Here is a 26,340-nt window from a genome sequence, read left to right as displayed (position 1 = left end):
AAAGCAGAGGAGGGAGTAGCTTGCGTATTCCGAATAAATTAAAAGTAGGTGAAGAGATACGGATTATCGGACCTAGTCGTAGCGCAGCAATCATAACAGCAGAAGGCGCTGAACAAACAAAGAAAAATCTTGAAGAGTTAGGTTTTAAAGTATCCTTTGGTCAACATATTTTTGAATGTGATCTTCAAAATTCAACTTCTATTGAGCATCGAGTTGCTGACATTCATGATGCCTTTCGTGATGAGAATGTAAAGGCTGTATTAACAGTTGTTGGTGGTTATAACTGTAATGAGGTATTACCTTATTTGGATTACGACATGATAGCAAATAATCCAAAAATATTTTGTGGCTTCAGTGATATCACAGCTTTAGCAACAGCTATTACAAAAAAATGTGAATTTATTACGTATTCGGGTCCTCATTTTTCTAGCTTCCGTATGGAACAGGCACAAGACTATCAGCTATCATATTTTCAAAAATGTTTGATGAGTAATACACCATATACTATTAAAGCATCAAGCGTTTGGAGTGATGATGCATGGTATTTAGATCAACATAATCGTCATTTTGAAGCGGCTAGTTGGAAAGTATATTCCGCAGGAGAAGCAAGTGGGCAATTATTCGGAGGGAATTTATGTACATTAAATTTGTTGCAAGGGACACCGTATATGCCAGATTTATCAAATAGTATTTTATTTGTAGAGGATGATAAACTAGTTTATCCAGAAATATTTGCTCGGGACTTCAGCTCAATATTACAAGCTACTAGTAATATTAAAGGTATTGCGATAGGGCGTTTTCAAAGAGCTTCTAATATGACAGAGGAGCAACTACATTTTATTTTAGATAAGCATCCAAATTTAAGAAAAATACCAGTTCTATATGATGTTGATTTTGGACATACACAGCCAATCTTTACGTTTCCAATTGGTGGTGAAATTCAAATGAATACGAAAGATTTGATGATACATGTCACTAAATTTTAACTTCTTTCAGCGGGAGTCCAAACATCCGCTGAAGGCTAATTGATAAAGAAGGGAGTACGATCAAGATGTTAGTAAGAGAGGCAATAGGTAAAGATGCTGAACAGGTAATAGCTGTCATCAAAAATGCGGAAGAGTCTAATTTTATGTTATTCAGGCCAGGTGAACGAAAGTTAGAGACTGAACAGTTTACTAAATTTATCGAGAATATGAACAATAACAGCCATTCAGCTTTATTTATAGCTGAAATTGAAAAGATAGTAGTTGGTTATTTAATAGTTCAAGGTAATCATATGCCATCCAGTGTTTCACATCGAGCCTATATAGTCGTAGGTATCCATAGTGAATATAGGGGACAGAAAATTGGTACTGCATTGTTTAGTCACCTCGACGATTGGGCAAAAGAAAAGAGCATGCATCGCTTGGAACTAACAGTAATGGCGAATAACATGGCAGCCATAGCTTTATATAAAAAAATGGGGTTTGAAATTGAGGGGACTAAAAGACATTCCTTATATGTTGATGGGGAATATATGGATGAATATCATATGTCAAAATTATTGTAATAAAAAAGGGGGATGTATATGAATTCTAGAAGAAACACTAGAAGTATTAATATCGGTATTTTTTCACCGTCTTCCCCTGCATCCGTCAATGCACTTTCTCGATATAAGCGTGCAAAAGCTTTTCTTGAACAAAAAAATATTAATCTAATTGAAGGTAGTTTGACGGGTAAAGCTGATATTTATCGCTCAGGTACTCCTAAAGAGCGCGCAGAGGAATTGAATGAATTATTACGTGATCCAAACGTCCACATTATCATGTCGACAATAGGTGGTACAAACTCAAATAGTATGCTGCCATATATTGATTATGAGGCTTTTCGAAGCAATCCCAAAATCGTCGTTGGTTACTCTGATACAACAGCAATTTTACTGGCACTTTACGCAAAAACAGGAATTACAACTTATTACGGACCAGCATTAATTCCTTCCTTTGGTGAATTTGAGCCATTAGTCAATGATACATATCAATTCTTCGAGAACTACTTCTTGAAATCACAAGTATCACCTTATGAAATTCCAATGCCTACATACTGGTCAGATGAACCTGTCAATTGGCTAGAAAAAACGGTGGAAAAAAATTTATATAAAAATGAATGGGTGACGGTTCAAGAAGGTGTTGCTGAAGGTAGATTAATCGGCGGCAATGTAAATGCTATGTATGGATTTATTGGTACTTCTTATTTCCCGAAAATTAATGTTGGAGATATCTTATTAATAGAAGATTGCGCTAAAAATACGGCTATCGTTGAGAAGAATTTTGCAATGCTGAAATTGCATGGTGTATTTGAAAAAATAAGTGGCATTATTTTAGGCAAGCATGAACGTTATGATGATTTAGGGACTGGGCGTAAACCATATGAAATCCTGCTTGAACAGTTAGACGGCATTGATATCCCGATATTGGCAGAATTTGATATATGTCATACGCATCCGATGCATCCAATTGCTATAGGAAAACAAGTGAGATTAGATGCAACGGCCAAAAAAGTCTATTGTATTGAGAAATGGTTGTAAGCCCTGCTTTTTTGCAGGGCTTAGTCCATTTAAGATTTAACATAGTCATCATCTGTAATAGCATACATATTAACATTTTGATGAATGCCCTTAACAAACATACATTTTCGTAAAACTCCCTCAAAATGCATCCCTGATTTCTCCATTACTTTTTGAGATCCAATATTTTCTTCAAAGCATCGCGCTTGAATTCGCACTAATCCTAACTCGTTAAAGCCAAAGTCGATTAGTTTTTTTGCCGCTTCAGTCGTTATCCCTTTATTCCAATAAGCTTCAGAAAGAACATAACCAACCTCCGCAAATTTATGTGTCGTGTTAATCGACACGAAGTCAATGGTGCCAATCAATTTTTGCTCATATTCGATGCCCCAAAAAAAGTGTTGACCTTGTTGGTAACCAGATAAAATCAATGCAATAAAATCCTTCGTTTCATCTAAACTTTTATGTGCGTCCCATGTCACATAACGAGCTACATGTTCACTGGAAGCATAAAGAAACATGGCTTCTACATCATTCAGTGTAATTGGTCTTAATGTTAATCTTTCTGTCTTTAAAACAGGTACTGCTTGTTTAAAAATGTTGTCGCTCATAAAACTCCCCCTTAAAAGCGTTTGAGTGTATTTAATTATAACAAGATTTGTAAATTTTCGTTAGGCTGTTTATTTGAGATTGAAAGGGGATGAACTCGTTTAGTAGTCTGTAATCTAATGCAACAGCTTTACTTATAATATGATGATTTGCGCGAAGCTAGAGAATACCCGCGGAAGGAGGGCAAATACTCGCGGAAGGAAAGCAAATACCCGCCATATTGCTGACGCTACGTCAACGCTACGCTTTCGCGCAAAAACCATCTGCCGCTGCCGCTACGCTTTCGCGCAAAAAACACCTGTTGCCACGACGCCCTCAGGAAACCGATCAACCGTAACGGAAATCAACCTCACTTTATGCTAATGAGTCATAGACAATAGTATTTCTTCAAAACATAGAAAAAAGGGCCTCCTACAATGGAGAGCCCTTTTTTACAAGTATTTATTAATTATCTTTAACGTCTTTTCGGTTTTTCTTTAACATTTTAGATAGCATTTCATACACGATTGGTACAACTACTAATGTTAATAATGTTGAAGATAGTAAACCACCAATTACGGTAATCGCTAGGTCTTTTGAAATTAGACCACTGCCACCATTACCAAGTGCCATTGGAATCATCGCACCAATTGTTGCGATGGCTGTCATTAGGATTGGACGTAAACGAGTTGCACCTGCCTCTAAAATGGCCTCGCGCATAGCAAGTCCGTCACGTTCCATATGAATAATGCGATCTACTAATACGATGGCATTTGTTACAACGATACCTATTAACATTAATAGTCCCATCATAACAGAAACAGAAATGGTTTGATTTGTAACGTACAAGCCGACAAATGCACCAATTACTGCGAATGGTAGTGAGAACAGAATAGCAAATGGTGCTAAACCTTCACCGAATGTTACTACTAGGATGAAGTAAACAATCGCGATCGCAGCTAACATAGCAATTCCAAGCTGTGTGAACGTTTCTTGCATGTCTGCAGCAACGCCTCCAACGCCAGTCGTTACACCTTTAGGTAAATCTAATTTATCGATATTCTTATCAGCAGCTGTAGTTGCTTTTGAAATATCGTCACCGATAATCGTACCAGAAACTTTTGCGAAATATTCACCTTTTGAGCGAGACAATGTGTTTAATGTAGTGCCTTCTTCTACTTTTACTAACTCACCGATTGTCATTGTTGTGCCTAAAGCTGTTTGGATTTTAGTAGCTAATACATCATCAAGAGATTTGGCCGCAGCTTTTTCTTCATGTTGTACAATAACATCAATATCTTCACCATCATACTGAACTTTAGTTAGAACTTCTGATGATGTATTTTGATTTAAAGCCATTACAATTTGAGCAGTAGTTAAACCATATTGTAGAACATTCTTTTGATCTACTTTTAAGGTATTTTCAACAAATGGATCTTCAGTATCAGACTTAATTTCTTCTAAACCATCAACTTCTTTTAATGCGCCTTCCACTTGTTTCACTGCTTTGCGAAGCTTATCTAGATCTTCACTGTATAATGTGTAACTTACTTCATTTGAAGACCCCGACATTGATGAGAAGTTTTGAGATTTCCATTCTCCTGATTGATCGATGTTCGTTACATAGTCTTCTACTTCTTGACGTGCTTCAGGGAAGTCCTTCATATCTGGATCGAAGATGAGGTACATTAAGGCACCACCAGCACCGCCACCCATCATCATTGCTGAAGGATCAACATGTTTAGGGTCATTGATCGAAACTTGTAAAATATTAACGTCTTTACGTTTCATTAATTCTTTTTCTACTTTTGCAACATTTGCTTCTGTATCTTTCATTAGCTCGCCTGTACCAGGAGTATACGTTAAGTACATAACCTTATCTTCTTGAGAGCCCATGAAGCTGAAGCCGATAAGTGGTGTTAAAGCAAGAGAACCAACAAGCAATACAATCGCTATAACTGATGTAATGATTTTATGGTTTAATGCTTTTTTTAGTACACCTTTATACCAAAGAGCTAGCTTTCCAACTTCTTTATGTTGACTTTCTTTTTTCTCACCGTATATTTTTTTGCGGAATAGGAAGTGAGATAAAGCTGGAACTATTGTAATCGCCACTAGTAATGAAGCACCTAGCGCAAATGACATTGTTAACGCAAACGGCATGAATAATTCACCAACCATACCGCCTACAAACATTAGTGGGGCGAATACGGCCACAGTTACTAATGTAGAAGAAAGGATTGGTTTGAACATTTCAATTGTCGCTTCACGAATAAGAGCACGACCTGTTAGTTTTTCTCCTTTTAAATGGATACGTCGATAAATATTTTCAACAACTACAATGGAGTCATCGATAACACGACCTATCGCCACGGTAATGGCACCGAGAGTCATAATGTTTAATGTGATATCCATCCAGTTTAATAGTAGTAATGCCATGAATACTGAAACTGGGATAGAAATAATCGAAATAATTGTTGATTTGAAATCACGTAAAAATAGTAAAATAATTAATACGGCAATGGCACCACCGAATACTGCTTTTTCAATCATTGTGAAGACTGAATCTTCAATTGGTTTACCTTGGTCAAGTGAGATATCCACTTTTAAGCCGGCTAATGATTTTTCTTCGTCTTTCATTAAATCTTTCACTGCATTTACGACTTTTACCGTATTTGCATCTTGAGCTTTAACGATTTGAATCGCAATCGCATCTTTGCCATTTGTACGTGATACAGATTGTACTTTACCTTCGACTTCAATCGTTGCAATATCGCCTAAGCGAACGAATGGTGAAGGATTTGTAGCTGAAGGTGTGACTGGGATCAATAATTCTTTTAACTGATCGATAGATTGTACTTTACCGTCTACTGATACGGCTTGTTCGCCAACGGTAAATTGATATAAACCAAGTGATAGTGACATATCACTTGCTTGAATCATTTGCTTGACAGAATCCTCTGTTAAGCCGAGAGCAGCCATTTTTGCTTTATCATATTTAAATGATATTTCATTAATGTGCTGACCATTGATAGTTGCTGAAGCAACGCCATCAATTTTTTCGATTTTTGGAAGTAGAATGTCTTCTACTGTTGACGTTAATTCAACAATATCTTCCTTAGAGCTACTAACTGATAAAGCGACAACAGGCATCATATTCATGCTAATTGCCATAACTGTCGGTTTTTGAGCACCTTCAGGTATTTTTATACCTTCTAAAGCGGACTCTAATTGGCGCTTTTTCTCATCCATATCAATGCCGTAGTCGTATTCAACTTGAACTTGAGCTACGTTTGAAGAGGAATTTGAGTAAACAGCCTTTACATCTTCTAAGCTTTCTATTGACTTTTCAAATGGCATGGAAAGCTCATTCATAACCTGTTCAGGTGTTGCACCAGGATAAACACCCATTACAATTAAATATGGTATAGAAATGTCAGGTATGGACTCCATTTTCATTTTTGTACCTGAATAAATACCAGAGACAGTGATGATAATTGTTAATAACCACACTGCCAATTTGTTTTTCAATACGAAATTAACTAAACCTTTCACCTTCACACCTACCCTTTATTGACTAACTAGATTTCGTTATTTATACTAATGACTAATCGGTCATTTGTCAATGAAACACATTAGGAGAGATTAAAAGTATGTTAAAAAAGCAACTTATTATGGAGAAAGCGTTGGAGCTATTTTCAGAACAAGGCTTCGAAGCTACATCTGTACAGCAAATTACAGAACGATGTGGAATTTCAAAGGGTGCATTTTATTTATCTTTCAAAACAAAAGACGAGCTTCTAATTTCTATGGTAGAGTATTATCTACAACAGTTTGTCACTGACGTTGACCAAGTAGTCAGAAGTTCACTTAGTAAAGATATCATTTTAGTTGAATTTTACAAAAGTATTTTTCAAGCTTTTAAAAATCATGCTGCATCTGCCCGTGTGTTTTTTAATGAGAAAGTACTTCTTACAAAAAAAGAATTGTTTCAGAAAATAATTGCCTATGATGTTGAGATGTCTAAGTCGATTCTCTATATGCTGGAGCAGTTATATCAGGATGAACTTCAGGAGACAAAATATGATGTTATGTATTGCATTAAAGGATTTATGAAAAGTTATTCGGAACTTTTTATTTTTTCCGATATACCACTCGATTTAGATCAATTGGCCAGATCGCTAGCTGAAAAGACGGAAATTATTGCACGACATACGACGATACCATTTATAACTGAAGAACTCGTTCGATTAACGGAAAAACCTTGTGATGAAGAAGTTACGCAGGAATCTTTGCTAGAATTAATCGAACAACATCTAGATGGCTTAGAAGACACTATAGAACGAGAGTCTCTAGAATTATTAAAAGACCAAGTCGAAAATCCAACCTATAGTAAACCGATTGTAAAAGGTTTAATTGAAAACATACGCTTGCAGCCAGATTATCGTTGGGTTGCTTATGTAATAGCTAAATACTTTAATATGTAGACATAAGGATAGGATTGCACATTCTAACGGGTGAGCGATCCTATTTTATCTTCATTTGGCACAGTGTTTTCTGTAGCGACAGTTAAAGTTATGACACTGCGAAATTGGTTAAGATTATTGAATGTTATATGAAAACTTGAAGTGTTAGCGGTAATTAAGTATTAGTCTCGGTGACTAGAAGTGATTGCGAGTTTCTGATAGTACTACAATAGGGACAAAACTCCATTCGAGTAGCTATTTCTTGTGTTACTCTAATTCATTTTGAAACTTATTGTTGTTGAAATTATTTTAGAGTCTTCATACTATATACGAAAAAAAAGCAAAGAGGTTCCAAAAAAATGAAAATAAAAAAACTACGCAATTTTGCGTAGTTTTTTTAATGAGATTAAACCTCCATAATGATCGGTAAAATCATAGGGCGACGTTTTGTTTTTTCGAATAAATATGGTCCTAATACGTCAGTGATTTCATTTTTTAGCTCAGTCCATTGAGGCGTTTTGCCTTGAATTGATTCATTCAGGTGTCGGTTTAGCATTTTTTGTGCTTCATTAATCATCGTACCTGACTCACGCATGTAAACAAAGCCTCGTGAAATAATGTCTGGACCGGAAACGATTTTTTGGTTTTCCATATCCACACTTACAACAACGATCACTAAACCTTCTTCAGAAAGAATGCGTCGATCACGTAATACGATATTGCCGATATCTCCAATACCATTGCCGTCAATATAAACGTCTCCTGAAGGAATACGACCTGCTACATGTGCTTCGTTGGCACTTAATGCTAGCACGTCACCATTCTCCATAACGAATGTATTTTCAAGCGGAACATCACAATCTTCTGCTAGATGAGTATGCATTTTCAACATACGGAATTCACCGTGAATTGGCATAAAGAATTTAGGCTTCATTAGGCGCAGCATTAGTTTTTGTTCTTCTTGAGAACCGTGACCAGAAGTATGGATATTATTCAGTGCACCATGTATAACTTCTGCACCTGCACGGAAAAGTAAGTTGATAATCTTGTTTACACTTACCGTATTTCCTGGTACTGGTGAAGAAGAGAAGATAACTGTGTCACCAGGCTGGATTTGGATTTGACGATGTGTACCATTGGCAATGCGAGAAAGTGCGGCCATCGGTTCACCTTGAGAGCCTGTACATAATATCATAACTTCATTGGCAGGAAGACGATTAATGCTTTGGGCATCAATAAATGTATCCTTTGGTGCATTAATATAGCCTAGTTCACGACCAATTGTAATGGCATTATCCATTGAACGTCCGAAGACAGCAATTTTTCTTCCGTATTTTACTGCAGCATCTGTTGCTTGTTGTAAACGGTGAATGTTAGATGCGAAAGTTGCAAAAATAATACGACTATCTACCTTACGGAAAATTTCATCGATACTTTTACCAACTGTACGCTCTGACATTGTAAAGTTCGGCTTTTCTGCATTCGTACTATCTGAAAGTAAGCATAGTACGCCATCACGGCCGATTTCAGCCATTTTTGTTAAGTTGGCTGGCTCGCCTACAGGTGTAAAGTCAAATTTAAAATCACCTGTATGCACGATGTTACCAGGTGGTGTTTTTACAACGATTCCGTAAGCATCTGGAATACTGTGTGTTGTTCTAAAGAAGCTAACAGATGTTTTTCTGAACTTAATAACATCCTCTTCTTTAATTTCGATAAGCTTTGTTGTACGTAGTAAACCATGCTCGTCTAACTTATTGCGTAATAAACCAAGTGCAAGCTTGCCGCCGTAGACAGGGACATTTACTTGACGTAATAAGTAGGGAATACCACCAATATGGTCTTCATGTCCATGTGTAACAAATAATCCTTTAATTTTGTCGGCGTTGCGTACTAAATAAGTATAATCCGGAATAACGTAGTCAATGCCGAGTAAGTCGTCTTCTGGGAATTTAATGCCGGCATCAATTAAAATGATTTCATCTTGAAATTGAACGCCGTAAGTGTTTTTGCCGATTTCGCCCAGTCCGCCGAGCGCGAAAACAGCTGCTTGGTCATTTTTAACAAACTTCATGTTTGTTAAATTTCCTCCAAGATGAAGTTCGGGCTTGCTTGTTCGTAGACTAAATAGTTACCTTCAAGCAATTGAACGAACTCGATGTTGTAGTTTCGGTCTTTTAGCTTTTCACGTACTTCGCGTTCTGAAGCAGCTTCTAGGTATAGACTTTTAGTGTTTTCGCGAACTGGAATTTCATTTACTTTTTCTTGATAATAAACTTTGTAAATCATAGTTTGCTCTCCTTTTATTGCGTACAATTTTCTTGCACCTTTGACTAATACCACACACGTACTACAAGAAAAAACAGCAAATTTCTAGTAAACAAAGGAAGAAATTAGGCGTTTGAAGTTCTTGTATCTCAGTGTTACAATCCAGACGTAATTACAACAAGGTGTAATTGAATTATGCAATGAGACAGTGGTTGCGCATAGCCAAATAAATGCATTTCCTTTATATTATCACGCAGTTACTCTAAAATAAAGAAAAGCCCTTCAAATAATGAAGGGCAAATGTTAGGCAATTGATTTTTTTCCGAGTATGCCGCGAAGTTGCTTCAACAATTTGCGTTTGAGTTTCTTCAGCATGGCACATCACTCCTTAGGATCATTATAATAAAAAATATTGCCTCTGTAAAGTCATTAACCTTGCAGAATAATACATAATGAAGGGGACTATAAGATGAAGAAAATATTATTTTTTGATGTAGATGGTACACTTTATAATAGTGAGAAAATATTACCTGCTTCTGCGAAAGAGGCACTTTTTGAAGCTCGTCGTAATGGATATGAGATAGCGATTGCAACTGGACGTGCACCTTTCATGATTCAATCCTTGCTAGAAGAGCTAGATATTAATACGTATGTGACATTTAACGGACAATATGTTGTTTATCGTGGTGAGGTTATTTATACGAATGGTGTTGGAAAAGGTGAGCTAGCCAAAATCATTGCCTTTGGTGAAGCGCGAAATGAACCTGTAGTATTTTTAGACGACAAGCGTATGATTGCATCTGTAGGAAATAACGATATGGTAGTAGAAAGCCTCGATACATTAAAATACGAGTATCCGACTATAGACTCAACTTATTATATGCAGAACGATGTCTATCAAACACTTATTTTTATGGAAGAAAAAGATGAACATTTATATCGTGAAGCATTTCCGAACGTGGAGTTTGTACGCTGGCACCGCTATTCTTGTGATATTTTACCAAAGGGAGGCTCGAAGGCTGCTGGTATTGAAAAGGTCCTTGATAAGATAGGGCTGACATTAAATGATGCCATTGCTTTTGGGGATGGACTTAACGATATTGAAATGCTACAGGCTGTTGGGACTGGCGTGGCGATGGGGAATGGTCATGAGAGAGTGAAGGCTGTTGCTACTCATATTGCGGAGCATGTGGACGAGGATGGTCTTGCTAAAATCATGCACCAATTAAATATTATCTAACTTATTTCAACGGAGTCGAAACATCCGTACCTGTCGCTAAGCTTTCGGTACAAAAGACATCCGCTGAAATAAGTTAAACCTCCGGACGCAATGCCGAGGCATAATTGATTAGAGAAACTAAAGAAGCAACTAGTTGTAAGAATTGACTACAACTAGTTGCTTTTGTATTTAATAAATTATTTAGTGTCTTCGATGTTTGTTCTTACTATTTTCAGTTGTACACCATTATCCGTGAAATGATTGACCGTGTCTTTAGAGAGTGAGTAATCTGTGATAATCATATCTACCGCATTTACTGGACAAACTTGAATAGCGACATCTTTGTTAAGTTTTGAAGAGTCCGCTGCTACATAGACAGTTTGAGAAATATTTATAATTTGTTTCCGCGAATACGAACATCAACCTATAAAAAAGGAAGTACAAGATGTTGTTGGGTTAGATTTTTCCATGAATGGCTTATTTGTCGATAGCGAAGAAGGTAAGACAGCCAATTACCCACGTTTCTATCGTCAAGCCTTGGTAAAATTAGCGAAGGAACAAAGTATTCTATCACGCAAAAAGAAAGATTCTAATCGTTGGCACAAACAGCGTCTTAAAGTAGCGAGGTTACATGAAAAAATCGCCAACCAACGGAAAGACTTTCTGCATAAAGAATCGCATAAAGTAGCAAAACCTATGATTGCGTGGTGATTGAAGATCTCAACATGAAGGGGATGTCACAAGCACTCCGTTTTGGTAAAAGCGTTGCAGATAATGCATGGGGCTTGTTCACAACTTTTCTTAGGTATAAGTTAGAGGAGCAAGGGAAAAAGTTAATCAAAATAGACAGATGGTTTCCTTCTTCCGAAACTTGTTCCAATTGTGGTCAAGTAAAGGAGTCCTTATCTCTTTCTGAGTGTACGTTCTACTGTGATTGTGGGTTTATAGCAGACAGGGACTGGAATGCCGTTTATCAACATCAGACATGAAGGATTGCGTTTATTAGCGTTAGCATAACAAAAAAACTTTTGGAACAAGAGGGATAGCTCGGTCAGTTTTCGTTGGCTACTAAAAGCAACGATAAGTCGAGAAGCCCCCACTTCAAAAACTGTTAGGTTATAAATGGTGGGTAGTTCACCACCGCCATAAAACTTCTCCATTTTCTTATCTTGCACAAGCTGTGTTGAATATCACGACGAATTGTTTCCGTTGAAACGTTGAACTCTTTTGTTAGCGTTACTAATTTTACTATCATATGTTTTCGTACAAATTGTAAAATATGCTGTTGCCTTTCTATTGTATACATTTCATTTCACGGAACAGGATGTCCTAGCTTTATATATGCAGTTTGAATCAAAGCTAATGGAATCGTTAGCTACTTACACAGATCCGATTCAGCATGTGAAAGAAACGGTGTATCGATTAAGGAAAGAGGGTATTCGTATTGGCTCCACGACGGGATATACAGACTCTATGATGGAGGTAGTGACTCATCATGCAGCGGCAAAAGGATATGAACCTGATTTTTTAGTAACGCCTACTCAAGTAGGGGATAAAGGACGTCCGTACCCATATATGATTTTTAAAAATATGGAGGCATTAGATATTGGGCAACGAAACAAGTTGTGAAGATTGGTGATACAACCTCAGATATTAAAGAGGCTTTAAATGAAGGTGTCTGGGCTGTAGGTGTTATTGTTGGAAGTTCTGAGATGGGGTTATCTGAAGAAGAGTTTATGGCTTTATCTGAAGAAGAGCAGCAAATAGCTATTGAAAAAACAGCACGAATAATTAAAGAGATAGGTGCGCATTATACGATTCGAACGATGGAAGAGCTGCCTGCACTGCTGGAAAAAATAAACGAACGTTTAGAACAAGGAATAGAAATAGCATAAAAATAATTGGGATATTTGAAAATTGAAAGTGATGGGTAGAAGATCAAAAAGAGCCTGAAAATAAAGTAAACCCCCGCAGTTTATAATAACTGCAGGGGTTTGCTTTCTTTCTGTGCTCCTAATCGCGCTCGTATGGTGTAGAATCTGGAATTTCCGCAAATGGATTTTTTTCATTGATGCGATCGTAAAACATAATGCCGTTAAGGTGGTCTAATTCGTGTTGGAAGGCTATAGCAGGCATGCCTTTAAGTCGCAATTTTTTCTCTTCACCGTCAATTGTTTTAAATTTAACTGTAACACGAGCATGACGTGGTACATAGCCTGGAACATTGCGATCTACAGAAAGGCAGCCCTCACCCGCTGCAAGGTATGAGTTTTCTACAGAATGGCTAACGATTTTTGGGTTGATAGCTACAAAACTTAATTGTTCGCCATTGTCATCAGTTAAATGAAGGGCAAACATGCGATGTAGGCTATTTACTTGATTGGCAGCTAATCCAATGCCGCCGCGTAAATTATATTTATCTGCCATTTCAGGATCTTGGCTGTTTATTAAATATTGAAGCATGTCTTCTGCAAGCTGTCTTACTTCATCAGTTAAAGGGAATTTGACCTCCTCAGCTTTTGTGCGTAAAGTCGGATGACCTTCGCGAATAATATCATCCATTAAAATCATATATGAATCTTCCTTTCAACTTTGTAGTGCTTACTTATAAGTATACATCACGTCTTAAAACAATCACATGAAAAAAGACCTTATTTGAATATACTTAAAAAATTTTTCTAAAGCTATTAGATTGTCTGGAACTGGGGCATTCTACTATTGGTAATCATGTAAGGAAACTAAATAATTATGTACTTTCGATATGTTGTTATAATACAGTTATTCTTTGTTAGTGGTACAGTATGAAACAGAGTTGTATAATCGCTATGTTAGAAAAAATCTTTGTTTATACGCGTATTATATGATTGACCGACAGTATTTTATTCAGTATACTGAGTGCAAAGAATAAGTTGTACTAGTTGAAATGGTGATTTATTTTAATACAGCTGAAAGGGAGATGTGACAAATGGGCAAGAAAAACAATAATATTTTTGACGCTAAACAAACGCTAACTGAAATAGAAGATAAATTTGAAATGTTTCAAATTTTAAATGAAGAAGGCGAAATTATAAATGACGAGGCAGACCCAAAGTTATCTGATGAGGAGCTAGTTGAGTTAATGACGCGTATGGTTTATACACGTATTTTAGACCAACGTTCCATTTCTCTTAACCGTCAAGGTCGATTAGGCTTCTATGCACCAACGGCTGGGCAAGAAGCTTCACAACTTGCTTCACACTTTGCGTTAGAAAAAGAAGATTGGATTTTACCAGGTTACCGTGATGTACCACAAATCGTATGGCATGGTTTACCTTTAGATAAAGCGTTTTTATTCTCACGCGGTCATTTTATGGGGAATCAAGTTCCTGAAGGGGTAAACGTATTAGCACCTCAAATCATTATCGGTGCACAATATATTCAAGCTGCAGGTGTAGCGCTTGGTATTCAAAAACGTGGTAAAAAGGCTGTCGCTGTAACTTATACAGGTGATGGTGGGTCGTCGCAAGGGGATTTCTATGAAGGCATTAACTTTGCGGGTGCGTTTAAATCACCAGCAATTTTCATTGTACAAAATAACCAATATGCAATTTCAACACCTCGTGAATTACAAACAGCTGCGAAAACAATTGCTCAAAAAGGTGTAGCAGCAGGCTTACCAAGTATTTTAGTAGATGGAATGGATGCGTTAGCTGTTTACGTAGCAACACGTGATGCACGTGAGCGCGCTGTTAATGGCGAAGGTCCTACTTTAATTGAAACAATGTGCTATCGCTATGGTCCTCATACAATGGCAGGGGATGACCCAACGCGTTACCGTACATCGGATACAGATAGTGAATGGGCGCAAAAAGACCCTCTTGTACGCTTCCGTAAATATCTAGAGGCGAAAGGTTTATGGGATGAGCAAAAAGAAGAGGCTGTTATTGAGCGTGCAAAAGAAGAAATTAAAGAGGCAATCAAAAAAGCCGATGCTGCTCCAAAACAAAAAGTAACACAGTTAATGGAAAACATGTATAAAGGCGAAATGCCATCAAACTTAAAAGAACAATATGAAATCTATAAAGAGAAGGAGTCGAAATAACCTATGGCACAAATGACAATGATTCAAGCAATTACAGATGCACTTCGCACAGAATTAAAGAATGATGAAAACGTTCTTGTATTCGGGGAAGATGTAGGTGTCAATGGTGGGGTATTCCGCGCAACTGAAGGCCTACAAAAAGAATTCGGTGTTGACCGCGTTTTCGATACTCCATTAGCAGAGTCAGGTATTGGTGGCTTAGCAGTCGGACTTTCTCTTCAAGGTTTCCGTCCAGTTCCTGAAATTCAGTTCTTCGGCTTTGTTTATGAAGTAATGGATTCAATTAGTGGTCAATTAGCACGTATGAGCTACCGTAGCGGCGGTGTCTATAATGCACCAGTAACAATCCGTTCTCCATTTGGTGGTGGTGTACATACACCAGAAATGCACTCAGATAGCTTAGAGAGTTTAATGACAGCACAACCAGGGTTAACGGTTGTTGTACCATCTACACCATACGATGCGAAAGGCTTACTGATTTCATCTATTCGAAATGACAACCCAGTCATTTTCTTAGAGCATTTAAAATTATATCGTTCATTCCGTGAAGAGGTGCCAGAGGAAGCATACGAAATTCCACTAGGTAAAGCGGATGTAAAACGTGAAGGTAAAGATCTAACAATCATTGCCTATGGTTTAATGGTTCACGAAAGCTTAAAGGCTGCAGAAGAGCTAGAAAAAGAAGGTCACTCTGTAGAAGTTATTGATTTACGTACAATCCAACCTATTGATATTGAAACAATTATTGCGTCAGTTGAAAAAACAGGTCGCGCAATCGTTGTACAAGAGGCTCAAAAACAAGCAGGTATCGCTGCAAATGTTGTGGCTGAAATTACAGAACGCGCGATTTTAAGCTTAGAAGCACCTGTACTTCGTGTGGCTGCACCAGATACTGTGTACCCATTCCCACAAGCTGAAGGTGTTTGGTTACCAAACTATAAAGATGTAATGGAAACTGCAAAAAAAGTTTTAACATTCTAATGTAGCTTCTAAACAAGGAACTGTAAATCGAAAGGATGGGTACACATGGCATTTGAATTTAGATTACCAGACATAGGCGAGGGTATTCACGAAGGCGAAATCGTGAAATGGTTCGTTAAAGCTGGAGATACAGTAAAAGAAGATGATATTCTTTGTGAAGTACAAAATGACAAAGCAGTAGTAGAAATCCCTTCTCCGGTGGAAGGGAAAGTAGAGGAAGTTTTAGTAGGAGAAGGCACAGTAGCAGTTGTTGGTGATGTCTTAATCCGTTTTGATGCACCTGGCTATGAAGACTTAAAGCTAAAAGGTGATGACCATGCTGAGGCGAAAACAGAGGCTCAAGTTCAAGCAACAGCTGAGGATGGTCAGAAAGTAGAAAAGGCTCCTGTTAAAGATGAGCAGGCTCCAGAGAAAGCTGCCGAAAAGACTGAAGCTGTAACTGTAGCTGATGAAAATAAGCGTGTCATTGCAATGCCTTCAGTACGTAAATTTGCACGAGAGCATGATGTTAATATTCGTGAAGTTAAAGGTACAGGCAAAAATGGTCGTATTTTAAAACAAGATATTGAGAATTTCCTAAAAGGTGGAGGCGCTGTAGAGGCTGAAGTAGTACCGGTGGCTAATGAGGAGGCTGTTCAGCAAGAAACAACTGCACAAGCAGCAGCACCAGTAGTTCTTGAAGGTGAATTCCCTGAAACACGTGAGAAAATGTCGGGCATTCGAAAAGCGATTGCAAAAGCGATGGTTCACTCGAAACAAACGGCTCCACATGTTACACTAATGGATGAAGTCGATGTAACAGCTCTAGTAGCACATCGCAAAAAATTCAAAGATATCGCTGCTGAAAAAGGTGTCAAATTAACGTACTTACCATACGTAGTTAAAGCGCTTATTTCAACTTTACGCGAATTCCCAGAATTTAACCGCTCATTAGATGATGCAACACAAGAGATTATTCAGAAGCATTATTATAATATTGGTATTGCAGCAGATACAGAAAAAGGCTTGTTAGTACCAGTTATTAAGCACGCAGATCGTAAATCTGTATTTGCAGTATCAAACGAGATTAATGAATTAGCGACTAAAGCACGTGAAGGCAAGCTTGCACCACATGAAATGAAGGGCGCTTCGATGTCGATTACGAATATCGGCTCTGCAGGAGGACAATGGTTTACTCCGGTAATTAATCATCCTGAAGTAGCAATTCTAGGTATTGGTCGAATTTCAGAAAAACCTGTAATAAAAAATGGTGAAATTGTAGCCGCACCTGTGTTAGCATTATCATTGAGCTTTGATCATCGTATGATTGATGGAGCCACTGCGCAAAATGCTTTAAATCACTTAAAGCGTTTGCTAAGTGAACCAGAATTATTATTAATGGAGGCGTAACAAAAATGGTAGTAGGAGATTTTCCAATCGAAACAGATACTCTTGTCATTGGTTCAGGTCCTGGAGGATATGTAGCAGCAATCCGTGCAGCTCAAACTGGCCAAAAAGTAACAATCGTTGAAAAAAATGTACTTGGTGGTGTGTGCTTAAACGTAGGTTGTATCCCATCAAAAGCATTAATTTCAGTAGGTCACCGTTTTGAGCATGCTAAACATTCAGATGACATGGGTATCATCGCTTCTGACGTGAAATTAGACTTCTCAAAAGCACAAGCATTTAAAGACAGCGTTGTTAAAAAATTAACTGGCGGTGTTGAAGGCTTACTTAAAGGTAATAAAGTTGAAATTGTACAAGGTGAAGCTTATTTCGTTGACGCTCATTCAGTGCGTATCATCAATGGTGAATCTGCTCAAACATACACATTTAACAATGTAATTATCGCAACAGGTTCTCGCCCAGTTGAAATTCCAACATTCAAATTCTCTGATCGCGTACTAAATTCTACTGGCGCACTTTCTTTACAAGAAGTACCAGGTAAATTAGTTGTTATCGGTGGAGGTTATATTGGTACAGAGTTAGGTTCAGCATATGCTAATCTTGGCTCACAAGTAACAATTATCGAGGGCGGAAAAGATATCTTAGCTGGTTTCGAAAAACAAATGACACAAATCGTGAAAAAAGGCCTTAAAAAGAAAGGCGTTGAAATGGAAGTAAACGCATCTGCAAAAGGCGTTGAAGAAACAGAAAACGGCGTAGTAGTAACATATGAAGTTGGCGGAGAAGAGAAAAAAGTTGAAGCTGACTATGTATTAGTAACTGTAGGTCGTCGTCCAAATACAGATGAAATGGGCCTTGCTGAAATCGGTATTGAATTCGGTGAACGTGGTCTTATCAATGTTGACAAACAATGTCGTACAAATATTCCAAACATCTATGCAATTGGTGATATTGTAGCTGGTCCTCAACTTGCTCATAAAGCATCTTACGAAGGTAAAGTTGCTGCTGAAGCAATCGCTGGTGAAAAATCAATCGTTGATTATTTAGCTATTCCTGCTGTATGCTTCACAGATCCAGAAATGGCAACAGTTGGTTATAACGAAGATGAAGCGAAAGCTGAAGGCATTGAATACACTGCAGCGAAATTCCCATTCGCAGCAAATGGTCGTGCACTTGCATTAAACCAAACAGAAGGTTTCGTGAAGCTTGTTGCGCGTAAAGAAGATGGCTTATTAATCGGTGCTCAAATCGTAGGTGCTGGTGCATCAGATATGATCGCTGAAATGGGCTTAGCAATTGAAGGCGGCATGACTGCTGAAGATATCGCATTAACAATCCATGCTCACCCAACATTAGGTGAAATTACAATGGAAGCTGCTGAAGTATTACTTGGCAACCCAATCCATATTGTAGCTAAAAAATAATAAAGTTTATGAAAACGGCTATAAAGCATTTGCTTTGTAGCCGTTTTTTTGTATATTACTTGTAATTTTGATAAAGTAATTATATCGAATGAATATTCAAATAATATAGTTCGGTTGGGATTATATTAAATACCGAATAGATTTACCGAATGTATCAGATAGTCTCTGAAATTGACTGCTAGATATTCGAAAATGATATCGATGTTTGTATAACAAAAGAAGTTGAACAAAAAACTGGGGTGATCACAATGGAACTAGGCTTAAAGGGGAAAGTAGCAGTTATTACAGGTTCAAGTAAGGGAATTGGTTATTATACAGCGATGCAGCTTGTGAAAGAGGGGGCAAAGGTTGTACTTTGTGCTCGTGGTGAAAAACAGCTTCAAGTGGCTGCTGGCTGTATTAAAAACGAAACAGGCGAGGACGTATTAATTGTAGCGACTGATATTACAAAGGAAAAAGATTGTAAGTACTTAATTGAACGAGCAGTAGAACATTTTGGTCGTCTTGATATTCTTATTAATAATGCAGGGACAGCTTCGGCTAATCCATTTGAAGCGGTTAGTAGTGAGCTATGGCAAGCTGATTTAGATTTAAAAGTATTTGGTGCTGTCAATTGTTCAAAATATGCTGCACCTCATTTGCGTAAGGTTGGTGGCGGTGCAATAGTTAATGTGACTGCAGTAATGGCTAAAACACCACCAGCAAACTCACTCCCTACTACTGTAAGTCGTGCGGCAGGGCTTGCGTTAACGAAGGCTATGAGCAAAGACTTAGGGAAAGATAATATTCGTGTGAATTCTGTTTGTATTGGTCTTATTCGTAGTGATCAAATTGAGAAGAAGTGGAAGGAAGAAGCGCCAGAACTATCGTGGGAAAATTATTCCCGTAAAGTAGGTCAAGCGATTCCACTTGGTCGAGTAGGGGATACTCAAGAAGCAGCAAATGTCATTACTTTTTTAGTATCAGATGCAGCTAGTTATGTGACAGGAACTTCTATAAACATTGATGGTGGTTCTGGACACGCATTATAGTTAAAAAAAGACTTTTGGCGTTGTCTTAAAAACGAATGTAGAGCAGTTTTTAGACAACCTCTTTATCTTATGTATAGAAAAAGGATGGCTCAAAGTGTTTTGGAGTTATCCTTTTTTTCTAATGTTTTCCTAAAATTACAATAGACAGAAAATTCCTGCAGATGTAGAATAAACGTTATAGGGGGTGAAATGTGGCGAAATGTTGAACGAAAATTTTGCTTCGATGTTAAAGAGAGTTGTTCGTATTATTGTTCAGATTGGGATACTCAATATTTTTTATTACATGGGTGTCGGTATTGTGGCTTTACTACATGTACCTCTTCCGGGAAGTGTAATTGGATTACTATTACTAGCACTTTCACTCAATTTTAAAATAATTAAAGTAGAATACATTCAAGATGGAGCAGGCTTCTTAATTGGCGTATTAACCTTGTTTTTCATTCCTGCAACAGTAGGAGTGATTGACTACCCTGAACTTTTTTCAACTACTGGCCTATTGATTATGCTAGCCGTTATAGCAAGCACGCTAATCTCTATTTATGTTACAGGATTACTTAGTCAAATGGTTGAGAAAAAAGAGCTGGCTAAAAAAGAAACAGAAACCATTGTAGAAGAAGGAGAGGGGAAATTAACTGTTGATTGAAATTATTGTTGTCGTTGGCACCGTTGTCTTATTCGTGTTATTTACAAAACTTTATCAACGTTACCCACATCCTTTAATGATTCCGCTAGTGACGACAACGATCGTCAGTGCAGTTATGTTATTAGTCTTTAACATTCCATATTCTACTTATATGGAGGGAGGGCAATGGCTTCAAAAAATGCTAGGTCCAGCAGTTGTAGCCCTAGCTTATCCTCTATATAATCAGCGTGAGATCATTATGAAATATAAATATGCTATTTTGTCAGGTATTTTTATCGCTATGATTACGGGCTTAGCAACAATATTTGTTATGCTGAAATGGATTGGCGTCAATAAAAGCTGGCTGCTGACGGCCTTGCCTAAATCATTAACGACACCTGTAGGTATGCAGGTGAGTGAGACAATTGGCGGCATTCCACCATTAACAGCTGTGCTTGTAATGCTGGCAGGGTTTGTAGGCGCTATTATTGGACCGCTAGTCATTAAATACGGCAAAATTGATTCAGCCGTTAGTAGAGGTGTTGCAGTAGGTAGTGCTTCACATGGCGTTGGGCTTGTTAAATTAAGAGAATACGGAGAACAAGAATTATCAGTAGGCTCGCTATCTATGGCCTTAACTGCAATTATAGGCGCATTTTTATGTCCACTATTTGTTTATTTATTTTTGTAAAAAAAAGCTATATACAGTTTATATTTTTATTAAAAGTCAAGAATTAAAGTAATGCACTTAATATTTCTGGATCTATATACAATGTGCAACATTATAATATGCTATTTTTTAAGCTGAACTAATTTTGATCTTGGTTCAGCTTTTATGTGTGTTTTAAGTGTTGGTTTGAAATAAAGATTGATCAAAAGTATGCTACGGCTGTTGTTATAATCTAACTCAAAGTTGAAAGGGTTTAGACCTCAACGCCTCGCCCTGCTGTAACAGTCAATCTCCCTTGTTAGTCATACACATCCATCTCCCACCAACATTTGGAAACATGTTACACTATACCAAACAACTGAATATTCAGATATTCAACTAACGGAGCAGTTTAGTTGATTAAGCTAACGAATTTTAAAGGAGAGTAGAAATTGAGTATGAATCAATTATATTTATCTTTAAATAAAGCAGGTTTGATGTTTAAGGGGAATTCAGAACAGGGAGAGGTTGATTTCATTCATCTTGAAACTGACGAGAATGGAACAACAAATTCAGTGGATGTAAATACATTTGAAACGCTTTTTGGGGATGTAAAAGGGAATCCAAGCTACGAGGCATTGTCGGGTTCTCATACTTTTAAATGGGAAGATACGCAATACACTATGATAGCAGAGGAAAAGGGTTATCAAAAGTATTTTAACAAGTGGAAAGAGCAAGGGTTGTTTAACTAACGAGAGCGGTAGGTTAATAAGAAAAGGGCTTGCGTGTATGATTGAATCTCATATATGCAAGTCCTTTTGTTATGCTTTCTCAATCACTCCAGTAGCTTAACACAAGACTTTGTAGCTCCCATCAAGCAATCTGTGTCAATGAATTTAGTTATGAAAGGTTCGAGGAGTGTCAAGAAAGGATTTATTAAACATAAAAAAGAAAAGATGACTTTTATAGTCACCTTTTCACTTGTAAGTAGCAATTTAGTTATTGAATATTTGTTCGTAACGGTGGAAGAATGCCACTGTGTGCGCTCTTGTTAGAGAATCATTTGGTTTAAACTCTTCATTTGTTTTAGTAGTTGTTAAACCATTATCACGAAGGAATTTAATAGCTTCTGACTGAGATACAGTCTTACCATAATGCATTGAAGCTAAGATACGAGCGAAGTTACCCCGTGTGATATCCTTACCTGCAATGGCTTGTTTGGATGCTGTGTTTGCACCTAGGACTGGTAGAGAGTATTTTGTAGCCAGTTGGTAGTTTACGTCTCCATACCATGAAGTATTAGCTATCGTTGAAGCTAGTTCTGATGGTTTGAAGTAACGAAATAGGATAGATAACATTTGGTTTTCCGTTAAGTTATTGTACGGTTTAAGTAAGTTTTCGTACTTACCTGTTGATGGGTTTTTCACGTTTGGGTCTCCACTGATGAGACCGATGTTGACTGCCCACTTAAAATCCTCAGCCCAGTATTGGTTTGCATTGTAATCAGCAAACTTTGATACATCAACGTTACCCGTTGTTGGCGGTGTTACTGGAGGTGTTGGCGTTGGTGTTGAAGCTGAGTAGTTTAAAAAACTTGATGCTACATACCCCTCTGTCCCGTCACTTCTTTTCACAGGATACCAAACAAAATGGTTTTTCTTCGTTTTTACTTCTTCATATTCAAAAGGACCCGTAATGGTAACAATTTCGCCTTCACGTAAAGTACCCAAAGAAGGACTATCTATAGAAGGTCTTGTCCTAAATTTCACATTTGTTGTTGTTGCACTAACTTTTTGATTTGTTTCAAAAAAATACTTTGATTTTGTTAATGGTAAATCAAAAGGATAGTTCATCGCCGAGAATTTAATATTTTCCCTGCTGTTAGAGTCATATTGAAAATATTCGCGTGAAAAAGGCAGCTCTGTTAAGTCTATTAATTCCAATTTCTCAATAATTCGGAGAATTCTTTCTTGATAGGCATTTGCATTTCTTTCACCAGTTGCTTGGACAATTGGACTATTTACTGGCTTAGTACCGTTATAAGCCATGATAGCGAAGTACCAATGTTCCAGTACATCTCTTTCCCCACTGTTGATGCTAGGTAAATCCTTCCGCTTAAACATTTTATCTAGAGTCTCTACACCAGCTTGAATATTATAGACAATATCACTTTTTAGTCTATCTTGATTGTAGCCGGCTTGATTTGTAATTTGCATAATGCCAATTCCATTATCGGCTGTCACAATAGCTTCACCATTCATATCGAAATGACGCCAATTTCCACTTTCACCTTCCGCTATTGCCTTCACAATTTCAGGAGGAACATCATAAATCAGTGCTGTTTCGGTTAACAAACAGTTCATTGTGGAAAAATCAGGGTTTCCTTTCGATGCCGAATTATAATCACATGTATTTGCAATATTACTAGCTAATACATTTTTATCTATATTTATAGATAGAGAGAGGGCACCAATGGCAATAACACTAATCAATGGTTTCAATATCTTTTTCATATCTGAATATTACACTTCCTTTCATATTTTCTAAAGTTATAAGATTCAGATATATGTTATCATAAACCCAATATTTGGGATAGTGGTAATATTCAATGTTTCTTTCATTTAACAGGATTGAGTGATAAATGATAGCCCTAACATATATTGTTTAATATTGATTCGGTGAAAGGGTTGTAATTAGTGATTGTTGGATTTTTACCTTTTTGTTAAATATGTAAGCTTCCTAAAGTCCATTGAGACAAGCCCAAGCCAAATCTATCAACTCTTACAGGCTCGTTAAATGGCTCTGTAAGCCTGCTACGATTGTTGTTGTAAGCTGACTCAAAGTTGAAAGAATTGAACTTTGCCACACTCCTTATTTCAACCAAGAGCTTGTGTTTGTTTTTTCGCTTCTTATATTCATTAATCCGATTCAAATAGAAAAAGCACACCAATTTAATGGTGTGCTACCGCAATCTCATCATAGCTCGATTTATAAGCTCGCACTTCCGCACACCCATATTTGTAAATATGTTTCACTAGACATAGCAACTGATTATTCAGTTATTCAACTAACGGAGCAGTTTAGTGCAATAAGAAGGAATAATGTAAACTGTAATAAAAGGCGAATTTATGCAGGGTTAAAATAGGAGGGTGAACTAATGGATAAGACAGTTACTTTTTCATTCAGTAGTACAAAATATGAAGGTACAGAGGCGACAGAAACATTTACTTTTAAAGAATTAGGTATTGATAATGATTTGGATGATAAAGCACTAAAAATAGAAATAGATAGGATTTTCCAGGCTTGGGTTTGGGATAAACTTAACATCTCATTTAGTATAGTAATAGAATAAGGGAAACGCACATAGTACAGATGATGTTCGGTAACAATATATGACTAAAGGGTGCTTTTCTTGAAGACCATTGAGTTGCATAGGCAGCTCTTTTTCTTATTGAACTAACGGTGCAGTTTAGTTGAAGAAGAGGTTTTTTTGCGAATGCGTTGAATAAGTTAATATATGTAAAATATTGAACGAAAAGGGGTGCTTTACTTCAAGTCTAGGGGTAGCACTTTTTTCTTAAACTAACGCAGGATAGTTCAATTATTTATAGGGGGCACTTTATGATTAAGTCTTTAAAAGGGCAATTTTTCTTATCTATATTTGTTGCTTTTGGCTTTGTTTATGTTAATTTTTCTAGTATTGAGTTTATTGCTGACAAGAGGGATCCGACCGTTCGGGTAATATTTTTTTCATTATGATTTTATCGGTGTTTAATGCGGGATTATTGACGGAAAAATACATTCAAACAAGAAAGAAGAAATAACTTTTATCCAACTAACGGGGCAGATTAGTTGAATAAGAACTTTGGTTTTCCTTCAGTATTGATTTAAAACTGCGTAAGGAAAATGCTAACAGGGATATTTATGGTTAAGGATTTTGTAAATAGCTAAACAAAAGTGAGAAAGTTGGAGTCTAGGGGATATTCAAATTACGTATATGTATAAAGATAAATTGTATCAAGCGAAATCAATTAAATTCTGCGATATTTTAATACAAAAAAAAGCAGGAATGTTAGTTTAAACAACATTTCTGCTTTACTATCTTTTTTTAACCGACGCTGTCTTCCGATTTCTCAATTGTTTTTTTCTTTATTATATAACCTATACATCCAAATATAAACATAAGAAGTGAAATTACTTCTAGAAGTGGAAAAGCATACATACCAATTAACCCTGCCCAAGAGTTTCCTGTCACATACTGAGGTATTATTATAAGAAAAAAGCTGATTATAGGTGAAAAAATTAGTACAGAGAAAACTCCCCAAATAATTAAATTTAAGCTCCAAGAGCGTTTATAAGTTAGAAAGAAAGCCATTATAAACAAAATTGTAAACACTATGAATAAAGAGATTAAAATTTGAATCACACCCCTTAAATTCCCTAAATTTATAATTTACACCAATTATACTTTATTTAATATTATTTTATCATACCTTAAAAACATTAGAATACACAAAATGAGCATATAGCCAATTCAATTGATTATTGATTCAAATTGGAAGTTATGTTATTCAACTAACGGGGGCTTTACTTCAATAAGGAGTAGAGCCTTTTTCTACTTAAACTAACGGGGCAGGATATTTGAAAATCAAAAATAAAATGATACTTAAAATAAGTCTTAAACAAAGAGAGGGATAATTATGAACGATAATAAGAAACTGAACCAATTTACGTTGGTAGATATTATTGAAAGGAAGATACATTTTACAGATACAAATACCATTTTTGATAAAACTGAGTTTCAATATACCAATGAGGGTGAACTCTTAGCTTATAATGAAATGCTGGTAGATGTTAAACATATGGATGAGAACGGATTTATAAGTAAGTACCTAAAAATAATAAACCAACTTACAGTACAGTTCGAAAACGAAGAATTTAAAGACGAAAAAGAAATTGAAAAAATGTCCGGATACAATAACGCAATAGTATCCATTTTGGAGTGTATAAACCCAATTTATTTATATGATTTAAATGATTAAAACAACCTTAATTGAATAAGATTGTGAAGTATTACACTTAA

At 36.8% G+C, this 26,340-nt stretch carries 25 protein-coding genes and 1 pseudogene; 19 read left to right on the top strand and 7 right to left on the bottom strand.

Translation table 11 applies throughout. The features are described 5' to 3' along the window. Positions 1–20 precede the first annotated feature (20 nt). The 3 genes from ACQKOG_RS01995 (at position 21) to ACQKOG_RS01985 (ending at position 2,563) form a co-directional block, all read left to right on the top strand. On the top strand, positions 21–986 hold the full coding sequence (locus ACQKOG_RS01995) for a S66 family peptidase (protein WP_370076987.1): 966 nt from the start codon (positions 21–23) through the stop codon (positions 984–986). Positions 987–1,051: 65 nt separating this feature from the next. Continuing rightward, a complete protein-coding gene (locus tag ACQKOG_RS01990) occupies positions 1,052–1,549 on the top strand; it encodes a GNAT family N-acetyltransferase (RefSeq protein ID WP_370076989.1) in 498 nt (165 codons plus the stop codon). 18 nt (positions 1,550–1,567) lie between these two features. Beyond that, entirely contained in the window at positions 1,568–2,563 is a 996-nt protein-coding gene (locus ACQKOG_RS01985) for a S66 family peptidase (protein ID WP_370076991.1), read from the top strand. A 29-nt stretch (positions 2,564–2,592) separates the two neighbouring features. On the opposite strand, the gene ACQKOG_RS01980 is transcribed toward ACQKOG_RS01985, so the two are convergent. Continuing rightward, on the bottom strand, positions 2,593–3,153 hold the full coding sequence (locus ACQKOG_RS01980; protein WP_370076993.1) for a GNAT family N-acetyltransferase: 561 nt from the start codon (positions 3,151–3,153) through the stop codon (positions 2,593–2,595). Positions 3,154–3,595: 442 nt separating this feature from the next. Further along, a complete protein-coding gene (locus ACQKOG_RS01975; RefSeq protein ID WP_370076995.1) occupies positions 3,596–6,685 on the bottom strand; it encodes an efflux RND transporter permease subunit in 3,090 nt (1,029 codons plus the stop codon). A 98-nt stretch (positions 6,686–6,783) separates the two neighbouring features. Between ACQKOG_RS01975 and ACQKOG_RS01970 the strand changes: the two genes are divergently transcribed. Next, positions 6,784–7,617, top strand: coding sequence for a TetR/AcrR family transcriptional regulator (locus ACQKOG_RS01970; RefSeq protein ID WP_370076997.1), 834 nt, complete (start codon positions 6,784–6,786; stop codon positions 7,615–7,617). 385 nt (positions 7,618–8,002) lie between these two features. Here the strand turns inward: ACQKOG_RS01970 and rnjA are convergent, their stop codons facing one another. Beyond that, complete coding sequence (gene rnjA, locus ACQKOG_RS01965) at positions 8,003–9,670, bottom strand: ribonuclease J1 (RefSeq protein WP_370076999.1); 1,668 nt, start codon at positions 9,668–9,670, stop codon at positions 8,003–8,005. 5 nt (positions 9,671–9,675) lie between these two features. Beyond that, the gene (locus ACQKOG_RS01960; RefSeq protein WP_370077001.1) at positions 9,676–9,885 is read right to left on the bottom strand and encodes a DNA-dependent RNA polymerase subunit epsilon; all 210 of its coding nucleotides are present in this window, start codon (positions 9,883–9,885) and stop codon (positions 9,676–9,678) included. A gap of 448 nt (positions 9,886–10,333) precedes the next feature. Here ACQKOG_RS01960 and ACQKOG_RS01955 point away from each other — a divergent pair, with 448 nt between their 5' ends. Both ACQKOG_RS01955 and ACQKOG_RS01950 read left to right on the top strand, forming a co-directional pair. Beyond that, positions 10,334–11,104, top strand: a complete 771-nt coding sequence (locus tag ACQKOG_RS01955; protein ID WP_370077003.1) for a Cof-type HAD-IIB family hydrolase — start codon at positions 10,334–10,336, stop codon at positions 11,102–11,104. 369 nt (positions 11,105–11,473) lie between these two features. Further along, a pseudogene (locus tag ACQKOG_RS01950) lies at positions 11,474–12,100 on the top strand (RNA-guided endonuclease InsQ/TnpB family protein); the annotation flags it as partial. A gap of 94 nt (positions 12,101–12,194) precedes the next feature. Here ACQKOG_RS01950 and ACQKOG_RS01945 read toward each other — a convergent pair. After that, positions 12,195–12,338, bottom strand: coding sequence for a DeoR family transcriptional regulator (locus ACQKOG_RS01945; protein WP_402872283.1), 144 nt, complete (start codon positions 12,336–12,338; stop codon positions 12,195–12,197). Between ACQKOG_RS01945 and ACQKOG_RS01940 the strand changes: the two genes are divergently transcribed. Together ACQKOG_RS01940 and ACQKOG_RS01935 are read left to right on the top strand one after the other, a co-directional pair. After that, positions 12,311–12,712 (top strand): hypothetical protein, encoded by a 402-nt coding sequence (locus ACQKOG_RS01940; RefSeq protein ID WP_402872382.1) that lies wholly within the window; start codon positions 12,311–12,313, stop codon positions 12,710–12,712. The two genes, ACQKOG_RS01945 and ACQKOG_RS01940, sit on opposite strands and share 28 nt — an antisense overlap. Then, a complete protein-coding gene (locus ACQKOG_RS01935; RefSeq protein ID WP_402872280.1) occupies positions 12,709–12,978 on the top strand; it encodes a hypothetical protein in 270 nt (89 codons plus the stop codon). Before ACQKOG_RS01940 ends, ACQKOG_RS01935 begins: the two co-directional genes overlap by 4 nt. A gap of 118 nt (positions 12,979–13,096) precedes the next feature. Here the strand turns inward: ACQKOG_RS01935 and def are convergent, their stop codons facing one another. After that, positions 13,097–13,654: a peptide deformylase gene (def, locus tag ACQKOG_RS01930; protein ID WP_370077007.1), complete on the bottom strand. Its 558-nt coding sequence runs from the start codon at positions 13,652–13,654 to the stop codon at positions 13,097–13,099. A 394-nt stretch (positions 13,655–14,048) separates the two neighbouring features. On the opposite strand from def, the gene pdhA reads away from it, so the two are divergent. From pdhA to ACQKOG_RS01890, 8 genes are all read left to right on the top strand, one after another. Beyond that, positions 14,049–15,164 carry a pyruvate dehydrogenase (acetyl-transferring) E1 component subunit alpha gene (gene pdhA / locus ACQKOG_RS01925; RefSeq protein WP_100542608.1) on the top strand — a complete coding sequence of 372 codons (1,116 nt, stop codon included), beginning with the start codon at positions 14,049–14,051 and terminating at the stop codon, positions 15,162–15,164. Between the two features lie 3 nt (positions 15,165–15,167). After that, positions 15,168–16,145 carry an alpha-ketoacid dehydrogenase subunit beta gene (locus tag ACQKOG_RS01920; protein ID WP_079559704.1) on the top strand — a complete coding sequence of 326 codons (978 nt, stop codon included), beginning with the start codon at positions 15,168–15,170 and terminating at the stop codon, positions 16,143–16,145. Positions 16,146–16,190: 45 nt separating this feature from the next. Beyond that, positions 16,191–17,534 carry a dihydrolipoamide acetyltransferase family protein gene (locus tag ACQKOG_RS01915; protein WP_370077010.1) on the top strand — a complete coding sequence of 448 codons (1,344 nt, stop codon included), beginning with the start codon at positions 16,191–16,193 and terminating at the stop codon, positions 17,532–17,534. Between the two features lie 5 nt (positions 17,535–17,539). Further along, complete coding sequence (lpdA, locus tag ACQKOG_RS01910; RefSeq protein WP_370077012.1) at positions 17,540–18,955, top strand: dihydrolipoyl dehydrogenase; 1,416 nt, start codon at positions 17,540–17,542, stop codon at positions 18,953–18,955. A 248-nt stretch (positions 18,956–19,203) separates the two neighbouring features. Continuing rightward, positions 19,204–19,986: an SDR family NAD(P)-dependent oxidoreductase gene (locus ACQKOG_RS01905; RefSeq protein ID WP_427444665.1), complete on the top strand. Its 783-nt coding sequence runs from the start codon at positions 19,204–19,206 to the stop codon at positions 19,984–19,986. Positions 19,987–20,185: 199 nt separating this feature from the next. After that, positions 20,186–20,629 (top strand): CidA/LrgA family protein, encoded by a 444-nt coding sequence (locus tag ACQKOG_RS01900; RefSeq protein WP_370077016.1) that lies wholly within the window; start codon positions 20,186–20,188, stop codon positions 20,627–20,629. Further along, a complete protein-coding gene (locus ACQKOG_RS01895; RefSeq protein ID WP_370077018.1) occupies positions 20,622–21,299 on the top strand; it encodes an LrgB family protein in 678 nt (225 codons plus the stop codon). The genes ACQKOG_RS01900 and ACQKOG_RS01895 overlap by 8 nt, the downstream gene beginning before the upstream one ends. A 416-nt stretch (positions 21,300–21,715) precedes the next feature. Then, positions 21,716–22,009, top strand: a complete 294-nt coding sequence (locus ACQKOG_RS01890) for a hypothetical protein (RefSeq protein ID WP_370077042.1) — start codon at positions 21,716–21,718, stop codon at positions 22,007–22,009. 243 nt (positions 22,010–22,252) lie between these two features. On the opposite strand, the gene ACQKOG_RS01885 is transcribed toward ACQKOG_RS01890, so the two are convergent. Next, on the bottom strand, positions 22,253–23,770 hold the full coding sequence (locus ACQKOG_RS01885) for an SH3 domain-containing protein (RefSeq protein ID WP_370077020.1): 1,518 nt from the start codon (positions 23,768–23,770) through the stop codon (positions 22,253–22,255). 644 nt (positions 23,771–24,414) lie between these two features. Here ACQKOG_RS01885 and ACQKOG_RS01880 point away from each other — a divergent pair. The 3 genes from ACQKOG_RS01880 to ACQKOG_RS01870 all read left to right on the top strand — a co-directional run bounded on the left by ACQKOG_RS01880 (position 24,415) and on the right by ACQKOG_RS01870 (position 26,299). Beyond that, positions 24,415–24,609: a hypothetical protein gene (locus tag ACQKOG_RS01880; RefSeq protein WP_370077022.1), complete on the top strand. Its 195-nt coding sequence runs from the start codon at positions 24,415–24,417 to the stop codon at positions 24,607–24,609. Positions 24,610–24,878: 269 nt separating this feature from the next. After that, positions 24,879–25,016, top strand: coding sequence for a hypothetical protein (locus ACQKOG_RS01875; RefSeq protein ID WP_427444660.1), 138 nt, complete (start codon positions 24,879–24,881; stop codon positions 25,014–25,016). Between the two features lie 941 nt (positions 25,017–25,957). Further along, positions 25,958–26,299: a hypothetical protein gene (locus ACQKOG_RS01870; RefSeq protein ID WP_370083754.1), complete on the top strand. Its 342-nt coding sequence runs from the start codon at positions 25,958–25,960 to the stop codon at positions 26,297–26,299. Positions 26,300–26,340 lie beyond the last annotated feature (41 nt).

Source organism: Lysinibacillus sp. NPDC093216, from assembly GCF_050280325.1.
In the GTDB taxonomy this organism is placed as follows: Bacteria; Bacillota; Bacilli; order Bacillales_A; family Planococcaceae; genus Lysinibacillus.
Note: the sequence above shows the minus strand (reverse complement) of the source record. Positions and strands in the feature narration are given on the sequence as shown.